17 protein-coding genes are annotated in these 16908 nt (G+C 67.4%); 10 read left to right on the forward strand and 7 right to left on the reverse strand.

What is annotated here, in order from left to right; all coding sequences use genetic code 11:
• Positions 1-295 precede the first annotated feature (295 nt).
• Positions 296-712, forward strand: coding sequence for a hypothetical protein (locus ABZS40_RS13890; RefSeq protein ID WP_354943643.1), 417 nt, complete (start codon positions 296-298; stop codon positions 710-712).
• A 65-nt stretch (positions 713-777) separates the two neighbouring features.
• Here the strand turns inward: ABZS40_RS13890 and ABZS40_RS13895 are convergent, their stop codons facing one another.
• Positions 778-2154, reverse strand: a complete 1377-nt coding sequence (locus ABZS40_RS13895) for a hypothetical protein (protein WP_354943644.1) — start codon at positions 2152-2154, stop codon at positions 778-780.
• Between the two features lie 240 nt (positions 2155-2394).
• On the opposite strand from ABZS40_RS13895, the gene ABZS40_RS13900 reads away from it, so the two are divergent.
• The 3 genes from ABZS40_RS13900 (at position 2395) to ABZS40_RS13910 (ending at position 3809) form a co-directional block, all read left to right on the forward strand.
• Positions 2395-2709, forward strand: a complete 315-nt coding sequence (locus tag ABZS40_RS13900; protein WP_354943645.1) for a hypothetical protein — start codon at positions 2395-2397, stop codon at positions 2707-2709.
• A gap of 570 nt (positions 2710-3279) precedes the next feature.
• A complete protein-coding gene (locus ABZS40_RS13905; protein ID WP_354943646.1) occupies positions 3280-3555 on the forward strand; it encodes a type II toxin-antitoxin system prevent-host-death family antitoxin in 276 nt (91 codons plus the stop codon).
• The gene (locus ABZS40_RS13910) at positions 3552-3809 is read left to right on the forward strand and encodes a Txe/YoeB family addiction module toxin (protein WP_354943647.1); all 258 of its coding nucleotides are present in this window, start codon (positions 3552-3554) and stop codon (positions 3807-3809) included. The genes ABZS40_RS13905 and ABZS40_RS13910 overlap by 4 nt, the downstream gene beginning before the upstream one ends.
• Before the next feature lie 242 nt (positions 3810-4051).
• Here ABZS40_RS13910 and ABZS40_RS13915 read toward each other — a convergent pair whose 3' ends face one another.
• Together ABZS40_RS13915 and ABZS40_RS13920 are read right to left on the reverse strand one after the other, a co-directional pair.
• A complete protein-coding gene (locus ABZS40_RS13915; RefSeq protein ID WP_354943648.1) occupies positions 4052-4330 on the reverse strand; it encodes a hypothetical protein in 279 nt (92 codons plus the stop codon).
• Positions 4331-4498: 168 nt separating this feature from the next.
• Entirely contained in the window at positions 4499-4708 is a 210-nt protein-coding gene (locus tag ABZS40_RS13920) for a hypothetical protein (RefSeq protein ID WP_354943649.1), read from the reverse strand.
• Between the two features lie 279 nt (positions 4709-4987).
• On the opposite strand from ABZS40_RS13920, the gene ABZS40_RS13925 reads away from it, so the two are divergent.
• The 4 genes from ABZS40_RS13925 (at position 4988) to ABZS40_RS13940 (ending at position 11411) form a co-directional block, all read left to right on the forward strand.
• Positions 4988-5758, forward strand: a complete 771-nt coding sequence (locus ABZS40_RS13925) for an IclR family transcriptional regulator (RefSeq protein WP_354943650.1) — start codon at positions 4988-4990, stop codon at positions 5756-5758.
• Positions 5759-6191: 433 nt separating this feature from the next.
• Positions 6192-7628 (forward strand): extracellular solute-binding protein, encoded by a 1437-nt coding sequence (locus ABZS40_RS13930; protein WP_354943651.1) that lies wholly within the window; start codon positions 6192-6194, stop codon positions 7626-7628.
• Between the two features lie 125 nt (positions 7629-7753).
• The gene (locus ABZS40_RS13935) at positions 7754-9661 is read left to right on the forward strand and encodes an ABC transporter permease subunit (RefSeq protein ID WP_354943652.1); all 1908 of its coding nucleotides are present in this window, start codon (positions 7754-7756) and stop codon (positions 9659-9661) included.
• 166 nt (positions 9662-9827) lie between these two features.
• Entirely contained in the window at positions 9828-11411 is a 1584-nt protein-coding gene (locus ABZS40_RS13940) for a hypothetical protein (RefSeq protein ID WP_354943653.1), read from the forward strand.
• A gap of 232 nt (positions 11412-11643) precedes the next feature.
• Here ABZS40_RS13940 and ABZS40_RS13945 read toward each other — a convergent pair whose 3' ends face one another.
• Positions 11644-12588, reverse strand: coding sequence for a GNAT family N-acetyltransferase (locus tag ABZS40_RS13945; RefSeq protein ID WP_354943654.1), 945 nt, complete (start codon positions 12586-12588; stop codon positions 11644-11646).
• The gene (locus ABZS40_RS13950; protein WP_354943655.1) at positions 12585-13196 is read right to left on the reverse strand and encodes a dihydrofolate reductase family protein; all 612 of its coding nucleotides are present in this window, start codon (positions 13194-13196) and stop codon (positions 12585-12587) included. The genes ABZS40_RS13945 and ABZS40_RS13950 overlap by 4 nt, the downstream gene beginning before the upstream one ends.
• A 115-nt stretch (positions 13197-13311) precedes the next feature.
• Between ABZS40_RS13950 and ABZS40_RS13955 the strand changes: the two genes are divergently transcribed.
• The gene (locus ABZS40_RS13955; protein ID WP_354943656.1) at positions 13312-14187 is read left to right on the forward strand and encodes a LysR family transcriptional regulator; all 876 of its coding nucleotides are present in this window, start codon (positions 13312-13314) and stop codon (positions 14185-14187) included.
• On the opposite strand, the gene ABZS40_RS13960 is transcribed toward ABZS40_RS13955, so the two are convergent.
• Together ABZS40_RS13960 and ABZS40_RS13965 are read right to left on the reverse strand one after the other, a co-directional pair.
• Positions 14177-15073: a helix-turn-helix domain-containing GNAT family N-acetyltransferase gene (locus tag ABZS40_RS13960; protein ID WP_354943657.1), complete on the reverse strand. Its 897-nt coding sequence runs from the start codon at positions 15071-15073 to the stop codon at positions 14177-14179. The two genes, ABZS40_RS13955 and ABZS40_RS13960, sit on opposite strands and share 11 nt — an antisense overlap.
• Positions 15074-15100: 27 nt before the next feature.
• Positions 15101-16261, reverse strand: a complete 1161-nt coding sequence (locus ABZS40_RS13965) for a low temperature requirement protein A (RefSeq protein WP_354943658.1) — start codon at positions 16259-16261, stop codon at positions 15101-15103.
• A gap of 180 nt (positions 16262-16441) precedes the next feature.
• Here ABZS40_RS13965 and ABZS40_RS13970 point away from each other — a divergent pair, with 180 nt between their 5' ends.
• Positions 16442-16906 carry a hypothetical protein gene (locus tag ABZS40_RS13970; protein WP_354943659.1) on the forward strand — a complete coding sequence of 155 codons (465 nt, stop codon included), beginning with the start codon at positions 16442-16444 and terminating at the stop codon, positions 16904-16906.
• Positions 16907-16908 lie beyond the last annotated feature (2 nt).

The raw sequence follows: 16908 nt of genomic DNA on the forward strand, positions 1-16908 counted from the left end.
ATGATGATCGGCTACACCGTACCGGAGATCCGAAGACTGCTCACCGCACTTACAGTGCGATCAACCCACCCACCCGAGCACGTCTGGGCCTGGTCCCGATGGCGCCGACGACGCCAACACCAAGCCCGAACCTGCCACTACCGACGACACGGCTACCCCTGACCAACTGCCGTTGCAGTACTAAGGGCGTAACCTTCTGCTGGTCGACCACAGCCAGATGGTCGTGAACTCATTTGTAGATGCGATGATCGTAGTTCACGTCAACAAGACCTGGCCGTTGGTCCAGGAAGGCCGCATGACCCAGGACGACGCCGTGCTGGGGTTCTGGCCGATCGCGGACGAGAAGCTGAAGTTCTGCGATGTTCTCGCGGCCGTCTTCGAGAACAAAGTGGTGGCGACGTACGACATCACCGGGCACAGCAGAGGTGCCGACAAGAAGGTCACCTTCGCCGGGTCGCCCTCGACCACCTGGGCGCACCTGATCGACCAGCCCACCCCTGCCGCCCCGTGGGGGCGGCAGGGGGACGCCTGGCCGGTGAAGTACGTCGAGACCGCCGTAGTCGCCGGCGGCGACGTGCCGGTCGAGAAGACCGACTCGGGCAGCCGCGCCGTGCTCGACGACGTGGTGATGATCCTGGGCGAGGACCAGCACATCACGGTGGTGGTCCCCGCCGGCCGATCGATCACGATCCAGACGGCCAAGGCTGCCTGAGCGGATTCGCTCTCACCCGAGGAGGGCTCTTCGAGGCCGGAGAGCCCTCCTGCGTATCGAGACATCTACACGGACGGGTTGTACCCGACGTTGCTCAGGGCTTGCTCCAGCGCAGGGTAGCTGTAGTAGTCACTGGTCCCTTCGATCGCTCGGACATTGGTCAGGAACTCGCCGAACACCGGGGCCCGCGTCGGGCCGAGGTGCGTGGTTCCTTGGAGCAGGTGGACCGCGAGAGTGGTCATCTCGGAGGCTCGACGGCACTGCTCGTTGCTGGACCAGGCGACCAGCACGGTGCGCAGCGTCTCGAGGGTCAGGAACGGGGCATGCTGGACGAGAACCCGGCCAGCCTGTTCGCCGAAGCGAAAGCTCGCCGCCTCCTGGACGAGCTGGATCACCGCAGGTAAGAAGTATGGGTCAGGTCGCGCTCCAGCCACGAACAGGCGCTGCGTCCACGAGAGCATCGCGAACTGGTTCTCCAACATCGGCAGCCGCTCGCGTGCGAACGGGCTGCGAACCAATGCGATAGCCGCAGTGATCTCGGCCGGGAGCGGTTCCCATTCCGAGAGAGTGACCGGCACGCGTATCAGGCCCTGCAAGCGGGTGACCAGGGCTTGGTCCACACTACTCCAGAAGAAGTCCTGGTCCCCGAGCCGTACGAGTGCCCGCAGCTGCGTGGCGCCGTCGAGCACCTGGAATCGTTCACTCTGGCCGGCGACCGCCGTACGGACCAGTTCCCGGTCGCGTTGCGCGAAGGCGAGCAACGCCACGGCCATCCGATCGGCGTGCTCGACGGCAGCCATCAGGCCAGCGGGATCGAGTTCGAGTAGCGCGTGCTTGGCGGCGAAGGTGACGATCGTGGAACGGGTCGCGGTGCGGACGCGGTCGAAAAAGGTGGCCTGAATGTGTGGAAGCGTCGACACGAACAACGGGTCGCAGATGTAGGTGGAGAACTCCTCGATTACCTTGCGGCCCTGGGTCGGAGGGTGGGTGAGTAGCGTGGTCAACGCGACGGCTAGGTGGCCGCGGGCGACTTCCGGGCGGGGCTCGTAGACGTCGCCGAGGGCACGCAGCGACGGGTGTACACACAGATTGCGGTCCTCGCGGATGCGCTCCAGTTCCCGCACGCCGATCGAGTCAATCAGCTCGAACTCACTGGCCTTATCCAGCAGCGTCGCCTCAAGCGCCTGCATGGCCCGCACGCCATCCTTGCTCAACCCCTTGCTCTGGGCCTCGGTCAAGGTCGTGCGGAAAGGCACCGCTTGGTTATCGCCGTCGTCGGCCATCCGCACGAGCTTGGTAATGATATCGGCGGTGACCGCCGTCCAAGTCGAGGCGATACATGCACGGATGGCGCCCGCGTTGTAGCAACGCCACGCCTCCTCGGCTAGCGGCCGGACGTCCGGGCTCCACACCTGCCTGATCAAGATCTCCACATCGGTCACGCACACCATCTTTGTCTGCCGGCCCACCCGGGCCGGCAGACCCCATCTGAAGTCCCACACGATCCAGACCCGCGACTCGACCGCCGCTCTGCCCACGCAACCCGACCTATACTCTCGCCATGACTGCTGCACATCGAAAGGCTCGTGCCGGGTAGACGGCCAGCGGCACTACGTGCCGCTCGACCCCCTCGGCGCCACACACGCGAGTCACATGCCCATCTTCACGGGATCTCGGGCAAAGTGGTCGCCGACATCGTCCGGCTGGAGCGCCGAGACAACCGACTACGGCCCGGCGACATCGGCGAGGCGCTACAACACTGGACCGGCATCGCACGCGGTCCGGCAGCCCGCCTTGTGGACGACTTCGGTGAATGCCCCTGCGGCTGCACGCTGGCCTATCGGGAAGTACTGGAGATCGCCCTGCAATCAATGCCTCGTCGGGCAGCCCGCGAACTGCGCCGCCTCGTGGATGCGACCGACCAGCTCTTCCTGAGTCGAACCCTGCCTGACCTTTGGGCCCATCCTCATGCCCCCTGGTGGGAACAGCGCATGTGAGTGAGGATCATCAGGCCGTGCAGAGCTTCATGGGCACCAGTATGGCCAGCGAAGATCAACGCCGCGCCTCAATTTCGTCCCAGTCCTGTCGATCCCCTTGGGCTCGCCAGAGGGGCAGACGATCGGCTCAAGGAGACGGGCGGAGCCGCGTCGTACCACCGATGGCCCGCTCGCCGGGTGCTCGGACGTCCCCAACCCAGGACGGACCCATCCCGCAACCCCGGACATCACCACGAGGCGGGCCGCACACCGCCGCGTCGTACACCGCAACCAGGCCCTGGACCAGCGCGGACACAACGGGACAGCACTGCCGTTACTCGGACGGCAAGCCAAGGTCACGACGACAGAAAGGCTTCATAGCTTTTTGTCACACCCTGGGCACTTTTAATCCATAGGTTCAGGGTTCGAGTCCCTGGCGGCCCACTCCTCCACAGGTCAACGGCCCCCTCAGGGATCGTTCGGGCCATGATCTTGGCTCGTATAGCAGCGCCCGTGCACCGCCACGTCGGTCAGGAGTGAGAAGGAGCCCCACCTAAGGTACAGTTTTCTGTACTGAACCTGGAGGTGGTTATGCGGACCGTGAACTTCACCCAACTACGGCAGAACCTGGCCGCTGAACTTGACAGCGTCATCAACGACGCGGAAGAGGTAGTGGTGACCCGGTCGGGACACGAGCCCGTGGTGATCGTGTCGCTCGCCGAGTACGAGTCGATGAAGGAAACCGAGTACCTTCTCCGCAGCCCGAGCAACGCCGCGGCTTTGCGCCAATCGATCGCCGAGCTTGAGCAGGGCAACACGGCCGAGCGGGATCTGGTCGACCCAGACAGCATCCGGGACGTCGCGTGAGGCTGGTCTTCACCGCGACGGCTTGGAATCAGTACCTTAGTCACACAGATCGAAAGCTGGTCAAGCGCATCAACGACCTCATCGCGGACGTGATGCGCAACGGATACGAGGGAATCGGCAAACCGGAACCCCTGCGGGGAGAGTTGTCCGGCTTTTGGTCCCGCCGGATCGATCGCGAACACCGGCTGGTGTATCGGATCAGCAAGGACGACGTCGAGATTGTCGCCTGCCGGTACCACTACGTCGACCGGTAGCGGACTGGAGTAACAAGGGGCGTCGGCCGTTCCGGGCCTACGCGGCGTAGAGCGGGTCGTCGTCGGTCGTGGTCGTAGCAGGCAAGGCACCGCCGTCGACCGGAACACCGGTCGTATCACCAGAGTGACGACCGGTACGCACACTGCCGGACAACCGTGGACGTTGGCGGACCTGCTCCACAGGTCACCACATGCGTCGAAACTGGTGCAGCCAGACCCAGCGTTCGTTTACACCGAAGCAGTCACTCGACGAACGTGCCATCCGGATTCATGATCTGGTCTCGCACCAGCGGCACGAGCGCCGACCAGGTCCCGTCATCCACGGCCACCGACATACGGATTCGACCGTCGCCGTCATCAAGCGCATAGCTGACCACACTGTACCGCTTGCCGTCCTCGCCGACGACCTGGCGTACATCCTTGTCGTCGAGCATCGCGCGCCACTCGCCATAGCCGAAGCGTTGCCATTCAACCAGGCGCGCATCGGCAAACCCTGCCGCTATCTCCTTGTCCAGCCCCACGCGCTCAGCCTCTCACCCGGGCGACGGCGGCCTCGATCAAGTGCCCGATCCGTGCCCGATGCAGGGGGCAACACCAGGCAACGCCGGCATCGCGCCGGCCACAGTCCGAACGCTTCGTGTTCCTCCGTCGGGCGACAACGCACCGACCCGTATCGATCAATCCGATTCTCACGCTGACAGTGCAGTGAAGGTTGCCATTGCCACTCGCGGCGTCCCTGCTTCCCGCATCGGCACGAAGACCAGGCGGCAACTACGCCCGTCGACGAGCAACAGTTCACCCGATCCGGACGGCGACGGAATAACTCCCAGGTCCAGCATGACCACCTGCGGCTTCATCCGCAGGATCTTATTCGCGATCTTCAAGGTGGGCCGACGCACGGCAGGCAGGGTGTGGTGACCAACCGGGTGACGACGCGTACGACTTGGTCGAACGCCAGCGGACGACGCCTGGACGACAGGAATTTCAAGACCAGCGCAGCCGCCACGGCCATTGACGGCAGCGTCCAGTCGTCCCGGAGCAGCCAACGTGTCGAGGGCCGCCCCCATCGACGACGAGTCCGGCACCTGGCGCCAAGGGCCGACGTAGATATCCTCTTCAGGTGCTGGCCCGTGTGGAGATCGTTGACACGGGTCCGGCGCTGCGAAGGGACTATCGACATGCCCCGTGTGGTACCGGCGGTCATCCGCGCACTCGACGTCCTCGAACTGTTCCTGGACTGCCCCCAACTGTCGGCTCGCCAGGTGATGGAGCGACTCGATCTGCCCCGCACGACTGTCCACGAACTGCTCGTGACGCTTGAGGCTCGCGCGTACCTGATCTCTATACCGGGTCAGCCGGTGCAGTATCGGCTCGGCATGCCGCTGTTCCAGTTGGGCGCGGCGTTTGCGGGCCGGCTTGATCTGGTACGCGAGGCGCAGGGCGTGGCGCGGGACGTGGCCGCTGCGTGCGACGAGGCAGTTCATGTGGCGGTGCTCGACGGCGCCGATGTCATCTACCTCGTCAAGTTCGACAGCACCCACCCCGTTCGGATGGTTTCCGGGGTCGGGCTGCGGCTGCCCGCGCACTGCACGGCCGTCGGCAAGGTGCTGCTGTCGGCTCTCGATGAGGCGGACCTGGATGCCGTCCTGCTGAAGGACCCCCTGCCGGGCATGACGCCGGACAGCATCACCGATCCGGATCTACTTCGTGAACATCTGGACCGGGTCCGGGTGGAGGGCGTCGCTGTCGACATCGGCGAGTCGGACACTGCGATGCGCTGCGTCGCCGCGGCGATCCGGGACCATACCGGCGCCATAATCGCTGGGATGAGCATGTCCGCGCCGATCATCCGTTGGGCGCCTCAGGTGCAGGTGGAGTGGACCGGGTTGGTACGCGAGGGGGCGGCCACGTTGTCGGCTCGCATGGGCTACCGGGCGCAGCCTCGGTAGGCAGCCTCCCACTTTCGGTTCGAAACAACATCGAAACATTGACGTTGCTCTTCGCGCTGTTCTAGCGTCGCGACCACTCGATGCGGTATATCGAACCTAGTTCGAAATCTCGAACGGCGGTGGTCCCGTGACCCGACCGAACTGGAACGTCCGGCGCTACTGCCTCGGCCCGGTCGCCGATCGCCTCGACCCGTCGCGCCATCCGACGAGCGGCACCCGACATGTCTCGGGTGGCTCCGACGAAGCGCGCGGACGTGGACGTCCCACGGTGACGGGCGGGCCCACTCGCCACCGTGGCGACCCACCGACGCACTGATCTCGACGGGGCGACCCTCGGTGGTCGCCGGCCGGAACCAACTCGAACACGACCGTCGCGGTGTCCGCCAGCTATGCCTTCGGCGTGCAGCCGTGCGCGGGGAGATGAAGGAGGCGAATGTCCATGGAGGACGACTCGGTGTGGTCCCGGCGCGGCTTTCTGGGAATGGGGGTGGGGGTGCTCGGCGCGGCCGGTCTGGCCGCGTGCGGGGACAGCTCCGAATCGCCCAGCAGGGTGCAGCCGGAGGTTCCGCAGGAGCTGATCGACGCCGCGGCGGCGATGAAGGGCTCCTCGATGGGCATGCTGTCGCAGAAGCTCTATTCGACGGCGGCGAACGAAGCCCTTGACAGCTCGATCAAGAAGTTCGCCGGCACCACCGGGACGAAGATCGAGAACAGTCTGGTCCAGGCCGACGCCGGCGACGTGGTGGCCAAGATCGACGCCGAGGTCAAGGGCGGGGTGGCCCGCGACCTGGCGTTCATGACCGACTCGCGGTTCGTCGCGCAGTTCCAGGCGCTGGGCGACCTGGAGGACGTGACCGACGTCGTCCAGGCGCTGACCGCCAAGTACGGCGAGCCCTGCGCCGAGGCCAAGAACTTCTGCGTCTTCGACGGCAGGTGGTTCGCCATCCCGTACCACTTCATCGGGATCGGGTCGTTCCTGCGCAAGGACTGGATGCAGGACAAGGGCATCTCCCCCAAGGACATCTACAGCTGGGAGGAGCTGCGGGACCTGTGCCTGGAGATCTCCGATCCGGCCAAGCGCCGGTTCGGCTGGGGCATGACTGTGAATCGGTCCGGTGACGGCAACGGAATGATCGAGGCGCTGATCAATGCCTACGGCGGGTCGATCGCCTCCAACGACGGCCGGAAGGTCACCTTCAACACCCCGGAGACGGTGCAGGCGGTGGCCTTCCTCGGCGACATCTACACCAACTCCAGGTACAAGCCGATGTTGCCGCCGGGGATCGCGAGTTGGACCGACACCAGCAACAACGAGAACTGGCTCGCCGGGATCCTCGGTTACACCCGCAACCAGTTCAGCGTCTACGCGGACTCCCGGACCAAGAAGAACCCGGTGCACGCGAACACCCACGTGTTCTCCGACTGCATCGGGCCGGCGACCGACAATCCCCTGCTGCTCGGCCAGTCGCAGGGCTTCGTCGTCTTCAAGGGTGCCAAGAACCCGGCGCTCGCCAAGCTCCTGGCGCAGTACCTGGTCAGCGCGCCCGCGCTGCTCGGCGTGGCGAAGGAGGCGCCCGGCCTGGTGATGCCCGCCTGGGAGAAGGTCTGGGACGCCGACCCGTTCTTCACCAGCGGCGACGCGGCTTTCCCCATGCTGCGCAGGATCACCGAACTGAAGCTGCCGCTGAACACGAAGAACGGCCTGGCCTTCCCGCAGAAGGCCAGCGCGGGCCAGCAGGCGGTGGGTTCGGCCTACGTCCTCACCGACATGATGCAGCAGGTCGTGCAGGGAGCGGCGCCGGCGCAGGCCGTGACGGCCGCCCACGCGAAGATGGTGCAGATCTTCAACCAGCAGGGGCTGCCGCAGTGAGGTCTGTCCGTCCTGCGCGGGTCCCGGCGGCGAGGAAATCCCCGCCGTCGGGGCCTGGCTCCCTCACGGCGGTCCAGCGGCGGCTGGGTCGTGACTGGCGGCTGGCGGCACTGTTCCTGGCACCGATGGCCGTGCTGGTCGGCGGGCTCGTTCTCGTGCCGATCGCCCGGTCGATCGTCACCAGCACCACGGAACGGCACGGGCAGGACAGCGTGTTCGTCGGCCTGGACAACTATCTCGCGCTCGTCGGCGACGATCAGTTCCACACGGGCGTGGTGAACTCGTTCGTCTTCACCGCGTACGCCGAGATCTTCAAGGTCGTGCTGGGGTTGGCCGCGGCCCTGCTGCTGCACCATCGACGCCGCGGGCGGGCCGTGCTCGCCGGGCTGCTCCTGGTGCCGTGGGTGGTGCCCACGGTGGTGACGGCGTTCAGCTGGCGCGCGCTGCTCGACCCGATCTTCGGCAGCGTCAACACGCTGCTCACCGCTACCGGGATCGGGCCGCTGCTGGCCAGCGCGCACCTGGTCGACAGCTGGCCGGCGGGCTGGCTGTCCGACACGTCGCTGGCCATGCCGTCGGTGATCCTCGTCAACGTCTGGAAGGGAGTGCCGTTCTTCACCGTCTGTTTCCTGGCGGGGTTGAAGGCCATACCGGCGGACCTCTACGAGGCGGCGACCATCGACGGCGCCTCGGCGTGGCAGCGGTTCAGAAACGTGACTCTGCCCGGACTGCGCCACGTGATCACCGTGACGGTGACCCTGTCGTCGATCTGGACGTTCAACAACTTCGACCTCGTCTGGTTGCTGACGCAGGGCGGCCCGGGCGACGTGACCGCGCCGTACGTGCTCATCGCCTACTCGAAGGCGATCCTGCAACTCCAGTACGGTGCGGGCGCTGCGGTCACGCTCGTCATGCTGCCGATCATCGGCGGGCTGGTGTTCGTCCTGGTCCGGTTGTTGCGCCAGGACACCGCCATCAAACTGCCCCGGCCACGCCGGAGAGCGCTGTGGATCGGGACACGACCGTGGGCCGGGACGGCCCGGAAGGCCCTGCCGTGGGTCGTCGCCGCGCTGGTCACCGGCCTGCTGGCCTGGGCGTCACCGCAGATCTTCTGGAAGGCGGCGGTGGTCCTCGGCGTGATCCTGCTGATCGCAGTGGGGGTCGGCCGGGTGGTCTCGACCCTTCAGTCCCGAGGCGGTCGCCGGTCGTCGTCGGTGGTGTCGGGCCTGGGTTCCTGGGCCGCGCTGGCCGGGTTGCTCTTCTTCGTGCTGGGCCCGCTGTACTGGATCGCCGTCACGGCCTTCAAGTCCGAGGGCCAGGTCGTCATGCGTACCGACGACCTGTGGCCGACGCCGTGGACGCTTGAGCAGTTCGGCGCCCTGTTCGACAACCAGCCGTTCGGCCGCTGGTACCTCAACACCCTGCTGGTGTCCGCGGCGTCGACCGCTGTGGCACTGGTCTGCGCCGCCCTGGCGGGCTACGCGCTGGCCCGACTGCGGTTCCGCGGGGCGCAGGGCTTCACCGTCACGGTGCTGCTCACCTACGTGATGCCGGGCGCGCTGCTGTTCATCCCGCTGTACCAGATGCTCATCGGCGCCCGGCTCACCGACTCGTTGTGGTCCCTGGTGGTGACGTACCCGACCTTCACGCTGCCGTTCGCCACCTGGCTGCTGGTGGGGTACTTCTCGTCGATCCCCATCGAGTTGGAGGAGGCCGCGCTGGTCGACGGTTGCAGCCGCATCCAGGCGTTCGGAAGGGTGGTGCTGCCGCTGGCCAAGCCAGGCCTACTGGCTGTCGCGCTCTTCACCCTGACCAACGCCTGGAACGAGTTCCTCTTCGCCTTCGTGTTCATCACGAAGGACGAGTACAAGACGCTCCCGGTGGGGATGCAATCGATGATCGCCGGGGACGTCGTGCCGCAAGGGCAACTCGCCGCGGCGTCGCTGCTCGTCAGCATCCCCGTGGTGATCATGTACGCCCTCGGGCAGCGCTTCCTGACCGAAGGGCTCACCGCGGGCGCGGTGAAGGGTTGACCGGGCCGACGAGAAGTCCTGGTGCCGGATAAAACAGCCGAAGAGCGCGCGAGGCAGCGCAAAACAGTCGATTGATCGCCACGTGCCTCCGACAAATTCCTGTTGTATCCCCTGGCTATTCTCAGCGCGTATCCAGTTAGGAATCCTGTCGAAACGGGGAGAGTAGATGAAGCCTTGGCGTCTCGGCGCGCTTGCCGCGACCGTGACAGCTGCCGCAATGGCCCTGTCAATTTCCACACCGGCCCTGGCGGCGCCGGCCGCCGGTCCGGTCCTCGAGATCGCGTCGATCGCCTTCGACCGTACCCAGGTCGACGTCACGCAGGACTCTGCCGTGGCCAACCTCAGTTGGACGATCACCAATCGGACCGCCAAGGCTGAGCGGATCAACGGTGTGGTGGAACTGCGCCAGTTTGTCGATGGCCAACAGGTCGGTCAGCCCCGCACTGTCACCTACGAGCTGGACTGGGGCCGGGCGCAGGTCAGAGGCTCCGGGACAGCACAGCAGTCCTCGTACTCCTACGACTTCCTGGTGCCGCGCTACTCGTCCGCCGCTGAGACGGTCTGGCGGGTGACCAAGGTGACCATCGCCGACGACGTCGCTCATGCCCGCACGGTGCGCGACCCGGGCCCGGCGGCGCTGGCGGTGACCCAGCTCGTCGACAGCCAGGGGCCGGTCGCCGAGCAGCTCTACTTCGACTTCGACCAGCCGCGCGGCTTCTTCGACGACGGATCCGGGGTGACGTTGCGCTACCAGGCGCAGATCGTGGACGAGTCTGCCTTCAAGCAGGGCAAGATCACGCTGGCCGGCCCGGGAGGGAGGCGGTTGAGCTCCACGTTCCAGCTCACCCAGAGCGGTTCGCAGTGGTCCTGCAACGGCGAGTCGGTCTACGACCCGGCCTGGCTGACCTGTCCGGTCTCGATCGCCGTGCCGGCCGGCTCGCCGTCCGGCACGTGGCGGGTTGCCCGGCTCGACCTGACTGACAGCTGGGGCAACACCCGGGCGGACACCTCGCCGGAGGGACCGGCTCCGGTCCAGGTGAGTCGCAACGACGTGGTCAGTGCTTCGGACTTCGCTCTCGCCCCGACGCAGGTGAACAACTGGCGCGGGCCGGCATCGTCGGCGCTCACCTTCATGCCGCACGGCGCGGTCGGCGGCCTGGCCTCCGTCGACGTCGACCTGTCCTGGTGCTCGCAGCCGTCGCACACGCCGGTAGTGGGTGACGATGGTTCGGTTTCGGTGGAAATCGTTATGCAGTCGTCCTGGACCAGCTCCTGCAAGATCGACGGGGTCAAGCTGACCGACGGTGCGGGCAACGTCGCGTTCTACGGCACTGTCTACGGCGCTCCCGATCTTGGGCTCACCATCTCCCGGGTGCCCGACGAGAAGGCACCGGTCGTGCTGTCGGCGAAGGTGTCCAAGGCGACGTGGACGCAGCAGGAGACCGAGGACGCATGGGGCCTCGGCTTCGACGTCACGGTCGAGGTCGACGAGTTCGCCGCGATCTCGGGGTTCAGCGCGACGATCTACGACAGTGACGGAGTTTCGCAGGGCGGTATGTACGGCGGTCAGCACGACGACGGCACCGGCGTCCTCCACCTGGCCGTGTCGACGGGCCGGATGAACCCGGGGCAGTACACGATCGGCTTCTCGCTGAGTGACGAGGCCGGTAACAACAGCTCGTGGGGTTACCCGAACGGCGGCAACCCGGTTCCTGGCGGTCCACTGGTCCTGACGGTGGTCGCCGACTGAGGTCCGGTCCGGTCCGGCCTGCCTGGCCGGACCGGACCACTTCGGAGGAGGCCAGGCACCATGAACGGACTCGGCTGGGCCCCTCCGAACAGGCGGTTCCTGCTGAGGACACCTGTCGATACCCTCGGACTACGCACCGGATCGATGGCGGTAGGAGCCGATGCCGGCGTGGTCCAGGACGACCACCACGAGCGCCACCGTGGTGGCGACCGCGCTGACCCCGACCCGGCGGCTACCAGGCCATGTTGATGGCGCGCTCGAAGTTGACGTAACCGGCGCGGGCGAAGGCGTTCGCCATCGGGACGTTGTCCAGGTCGGTGGCGGCACGGATGCGTGGCACGTTCTCGCCGGCCAGAACGCGGGTGCCCTCGGCGAGCAGACCGTCGACGTACCCGTGGCCGCGGTGCTCCGGCACGACGCCGAGGTACGCGATCACCGGGTGGTAGGCGTTACGGGCGGGGACGACGAAGCCGACGGGCTCGCCGTCCTCGCCCAGGGTGCCGATCCGCCACCACTCCCGCGGGCTGGAGTACGCGGCGAACTCCTGCTCGTAGTGCATGACGGCGGCCTCGTGGGGGGACATCCGCGCGAGGTCGGCGCGACTGTGCGCGTCCAGGGTGCCGTCCAGGGCCCGGGTCATCAGTGCGACCAGCTCGTCGGTGTCGCCGACCGGACGGAAGACCAGGCGCTTGTCGGGCGCGGGTACGCCGGCGGCCGGCTTCCACTCCAGGCGTAGCCGTTCGACAGTCAGGTGTGCGCCGGTGTTCTCCAGGACGCCCATCCTCAGTCGCACCGCCCGGTGCGCGTCCGGGTCCTCGCGCCAGTTAGCAGGGATGAAACGGCCGTACTCGGGAGGGACCGCGCCGGGTGCCAGAACCTGCTTCGCGGCGGTCTCGTACAACGCCTGCGCCACCTCGGTCAGGTCCTCGGTGGTGTCGTCGACGTCGAGGATGTCCAGCAGCAGCGGAGCGTCGTCGTCGCCACGGCCCCACCAGGCGACCCTGGCCAGCAGGCGGTCGCCGCGCACTGCCACCCACATCCACTCCGGTCGGCGACGGTGGCCGGCGAGGTCGTCGGAGAGTTCGTGGTTGATGGTGTACGGGAGACGGTTGAACAGGTCGATCTCGTCCGGCCCGGTGATGGGACGGATCGTGACGTCGTCGTGGGACGTGCTCATGCGGACTCGTTTCCGGTCTGTGTGCGCGTGTAGGTGAGGAAGAGAGCGCCACTGTCCAGGACGGTGTGGTCGGTCAGGCGCCAGGTGCGTGGTGCGAAGACGGCGTCGCGGCCGAAGAGCGGGATGCCGGCGCCGATTGTCAACGGGGCAAGCTTGATGATCAGTTGGTCGATCTCGGGGTAGAGGGCACCGGCCAGCGCGCCGCCACCGATCACCCAGACGTCCTTGCCGTCGTGGCGCTTCAGCTCTCGTACCGTCGCAATGGGGTCTTGGCCGATGACCTCGACGGCCGGGTCCGGGCTGCTGCCCAGCGTGCGGGAGAACACCAGGTGGCGCAGGTGCGGGTAGGCGTCGGTCACGCCGGCCTTCAGGCCCACCTCGTAGGAGTGGCGCCCCTCCAGCACTGTGTCGAACCGGCTGCCCTGGTCGGTGATGCCGAACGCCTGCCGGGCCGGACCGGGGAGGGTCTCCGGGTATTCGCTGACGAGGTGGTGCAGGTAGTCGTCCGGGACGGGCCAGAAGCCGTCGGGGCCGGTGGGGTCGGCGCCGTCGGGGCCGGCGATGAAGCCGTCCAGGGTGGCGGCGATGTAATACACGAGCTTGCGCACGACGATCTCCTCGTTACAGGGGTGTCATCAGCCTGCCGGGCGTGGCACCGGGCTACAAGATCACAATTGGTAACGTGCCATAACCCTTCGCTAATACGTGGATCGGGAACAGCACATGGAACTCCGCGACATCGAGATCTTTCTGACCCTGGCGGAGGAACTGCACTTCACCCGCACCGCCGAACGGCTGCACGTGACCCAGGCCCGGGTCAGCCAGGCGATCAAGAAGCAGGAACGTCGGATCGGCGCTGCGCTGTTCGAGCGGAACAACCGGCAGGTGGCACTCACACCGATCGGCCAACGGCTCTTCAACGACATTCAGCCCATGTACCGAGGTCTGCACGAGGGCATGGACCGGGCCAGGCTCGCCGCCCGCGGCAGGACCGGGGTGCTGCGGGTCGGGTCGATCGCCGTCAACCTCCATGATTTTCGCGAGTTGTTCGACGGGTTCGCGAAGGACCACCCCGAGTGCGAGGTGCAGCTCCGACATGTCGACTTCGGCGACCCCTTCGGTCAACTGCGCGCCGGCGACATCGACGTGCAGATCGTGTGGCTGCCCGTCAAGGAGCCGGACCTCACCGTCGGCCCGGTGATCTACACCGAACCCATCGTGCTGGCCGTCGGGGCAACCCACCGGCTGGCCGGCCGGGAATCGGTCTCCTACGAGGACCTTGCGGACGAGACGGTCATGGGCGGTGCCCGGCCGGACTACTGGCGGGAGATCCTGGTGCCCGTACGCACACCCAGCGGACGGTTGATCCCGATCGGCCCGTCGGTCTCCAACTTCCAGGAGATGATCCCGATCCTCGTCACGGGCGAAGCCGTCTCGCCGGTGCACGCCCAGGCCGCCCGCTACCACGCGCGGCCGGACATCGCCTACGTGCCCATCCACGACGCCCCGCCGGGCCGGTGGGGGCTCATCTGGCGTACCGGCAGCGAGACGGAACTCATCCGATCCTTCGCCAGCGCCGCGTCGCGCCTCACCGCCTGAACTGCTTCTCGAACCAGTGGTGGGCGTAGTGCTCGGTGTTGTACGCCTCGATCTCCCGGTAACCGGTCGCCCGGTACAGGGCGATCGCCTCGGTGAGGTTGCGGTTGGTGTCCAGCCGAACCGCTGTCGCGCCGCGCTCGGCGGCGTACCGTTCCAACTCGCCCAGCAGCCGCCGCCCGACGCCGAGCCCGCGTACGGTGTCGGCCACCCAGACGCGTTTGATCTCTGCGGACGCGTCGCTGTGGAGTTTGACAGCGCCGCAGCCGATCGGTTCGCTGTTGAGGGTGGCGAGCAGGAGCACCCCGTTGGGCGGGACGAGCGCTTCGTCGGGGAGCGGTTTGCTCAGGTCGGGGTCGAACCCGCCGTCGAATCGTCGTGCGATGTCGCGGACGTAGGCCCGCAGGCACGCACGGGCTCGCGGGTCGCTCGGCGGGCACGGCTCGATGACGACCATCGAGCCCATGAGCAGCCGTTCGACCTCCGCCATGGCGGCGACGAGTCGTTCACGACGGTCACCGGTCAGCGGTTCGAGGATCGAGGCGGCGAGATCGTCCGACCGCTGGTCGAGGTCTGCCCACTGGGCCCGGCCGGCGTCGGTGAGCGTGGCGACGCGTACCCGGCCGTCGGCGCCGGTCTGGTCGGCTGGTCCGACGGCGATGAGGCCGTCGTTCTCCAGGATGCGCAGGAGTCGGCTGAGGTGTCCGGAGTCCAGGCCGAGCCGGGCCCGTAGCGCGGCGACCTCGGCACCGGCGGGGCCGATCTCCCAGAGCAGCCGCGCCTGCCCCAGCGGGCGCCCCTGGGCCATGTACTCGTCGTCGAGCGCACCCACCCGTTGGGTGACCGTCCGGTTGAACCGCCGCACGGCGGCGATGAGATCCGAGTCCATATACCTGACTTTAGTCAGGCTTCTCGACTACGCGCCAGATCGGTGCCGGTAGGAGCCGATGCCGGCGTGGTCCAGGACGACCACCACGAGCACCACCCCGGTGGCGACCGCACTGACCGCCAACAGCGGCAGCCGCACGACGGCCGCCGCGCCGGCCAGCACGAACAGGGCTGCGACCCGGGGCCAGGAGAGTCGCCGGTGGATCGCCGCCGAGAAGAGGATCCGCCCGACGAGGAACAGCATCGGGCCGCTCAGGATGACCAGGACCGCTGTCGTGTCACCGGCCCGCAGGGGGTGGGCGATGCTCAGTTCGGCGCCGACGGCGGTGACCACCAGCCCGGCGATCATCACCAGGTGCAGGTATCCGGTGATGACCCCGAGTCGGGACGGGTCGGAGTGCTCGATGGCCGGGCCGAGGCGCTGGCCGGCAGGCGTGACGTAGAGCAGACCGATCAGCACCGCGGCGGCGAAGACCAGCAGGAACGCGGCGGTCTGCGCGAGGGCGAGGTCGCTTCCGGCGTACGAGAGGCCGGCCACCAGGACGAGCTCGCCGAGCGCAATGATCATGATTTGTTGGTAGCGCTCGGCGAAGTGCTCACCGGCCAGATGCAACTCCTGCGGCCCGGTCCGGCCCATCAGTGGAGTGGGCCAGCCGAGTCGTGGGCCGGTGAGATCGATGGCGAGGGCGAGCAACCAGAGCGGCACCCGCCACTGCGGCAGAAACCCACCGGCCACCCACGGTACGGCCGACACGCTGAACCAGCAGAGGATGCGCAGCGCCCGGCTCTGCCGCGGGTGGCCGCGTAGTGCCAGGACGGTGAACACACCCCGGGCGACATGCACCGAGACGTACGCGCTGGCGAAGAGCAGGCCCCGCCCGTCCAACGCCTGCGGGATCGCCACCCCGGCCAGCAGGCTGCCCAGCGCGGCACCGACCAGCAGCCAGCGCACCGCCGGGCTCTCCGGGTCGTACCAGTGGGCGAACCAGGTGGTGGTCACCCAGATCCACCAGACCCCGGCCAACAGCAGGGCGGTGTGCAGTGCGCCGCCCAGACTGAGGTCGTGCAGCAGGTGGGTGGCCAGCTGACTGAGGGCGAGCACGAACGCCAGGTCGAAGAACAGCTCCAGGAACGAGGCGCTCAGCGGCGAGTCGTCGCCCCGCAGCAGGCGTTCGGGTCTGCTCGCCATCGGCGCTCCTCCCGCCGGCGCACGCCCTGCGTCCGTCGTACCACCCGAGGCCGGCCGCCGGAGGCGAAAGCGGTCAGCTGCGGGACGACGACCCGCTGACCCCTCGTGTCGTTGATCCGGCTGCGCCCATGGTCACCGCTGACCACGGTGGGGGCACCGACTCAACGAGGAGGGACGCCGATGACCGCTCAGCGCGAGACCGTGCAGGTCGACCATGACCTGTTCCGCGCCGTGTACGACTCGCCCGCATCACTGCCCGGCCGACACCGCTGGACCACCCCCGAGTCGGACGTCCGGCGGCTGGAGAAACTGCTCGGCATGCCTGCGCGCAGCATCGGCGCCCCGCTCTGGGTCAGCGGCGACGAACCCGACTGCCCGAAGTGCCGCCGACGGGTCACCTGGTACGACATCGTCTCGTCGGCGCTCTCCGGCCTGCACGACAAGGCCATGATCGCCACGGTCATCCTGGGCGAGCGCAAGTACGTCAACACCGAGATCCCGGACGCCATCGCCGGGGTGCGCTGCTCCGACTGTCACACGGCGATCGACGGTCTACGCAGCTTCAAGTGCCACAACTGGGCGTACGCCTTCGAGGAGCTGGAGGCCGTCCGCGAGCGGATGGCCGGCGGTCTCGCGCCGACCTGAGG

The organism is Micromonospora sp. NPDC005324, assembly GCF_040607155.1.
Classification (GTDB): Bacteria; Actinomycetota; Actinomycetes; order Mycobacteriales; family Micromonosporaceae; genus Micromonospora; species Micromonospora trifolii.

Coding starts and splice junctions, on each gene's coding strand:
- ABZS40_RS13890 (WP_354943643.1), top strand. CDS start 296: ATGACCCAGGACGACGCCGTGCTGGGGTTCTGGCCGATCGCGGACGAG.
- ABZS40_RS13905 (WP_354943646.1), top strand. CDS start 3,280: ATGCGGACCGTGAACTTCACCCAACTACGGCAGAACCTGGCCGCTGAA.
- ABZS40_RS13925 (WP_354943650.1), top strand. CDS start 4,988: ATGCCCCGTGTGGTACCGGCGGTCATCCGCGCACTCGACGTCCTCGAA.
- ABZS40_RS13930 (WP_354943651.1), top strand. CDS start 6,192: ATGTCCATGGAGGACGACTCGGTGTGGTCCCGGCGCGGCTTTCTGGGA.
- ABZS40_RS13935 (WP_354943652.1), top strand. CDS start 7,754: ATGGCCGTGCTGGTCGGCGGGCTCGTTCTCGTGCCGATCGCCCGGTCG.
- ABZS40_RS13940 (WP_354943653.1), top strand. CDS start 9,828: ATGAAGCCTTGGCGTCTCGGCGCGCTTGCCGCGACCGTGACAGCTGCC.
- ABZS40_RS13945 (WP_354943654.1), bottom strand. CDS start 12,588: ATGAGCACGTCCCACGACGACGTCACGATCCGTCCCATCACCGGGCCG.
- ABZS40_RS13955 (WP_354943656.1), top strand. CDS start 13,312: ATGGAACTCCGCGACATCGAGATCTTTCTGACCCTGGCGGAGGAACTG.
- ABZS40_RS13960 (WP_354943657.1), bottom strand. CDS start 15,073: ATGGACTCGGATCTCATCGCCGCCGTGCGGCGGTTCAACCGGACGGTC.
- ABZS40_RS13965 (WP_354943658.1), bottom strand. CDS start 16,261: ATGGCGAGCAGACCCGAACGCCTGCTGCGGGGCGACGACTCGCCGCTG.
- ABZS40_RS13970 (WP_354943659.1), top strand. CDS start 16,442: ATGACCGCTCAGCGCGAGACCGTGCAGGTCGACCATGACCTGTTCCGC.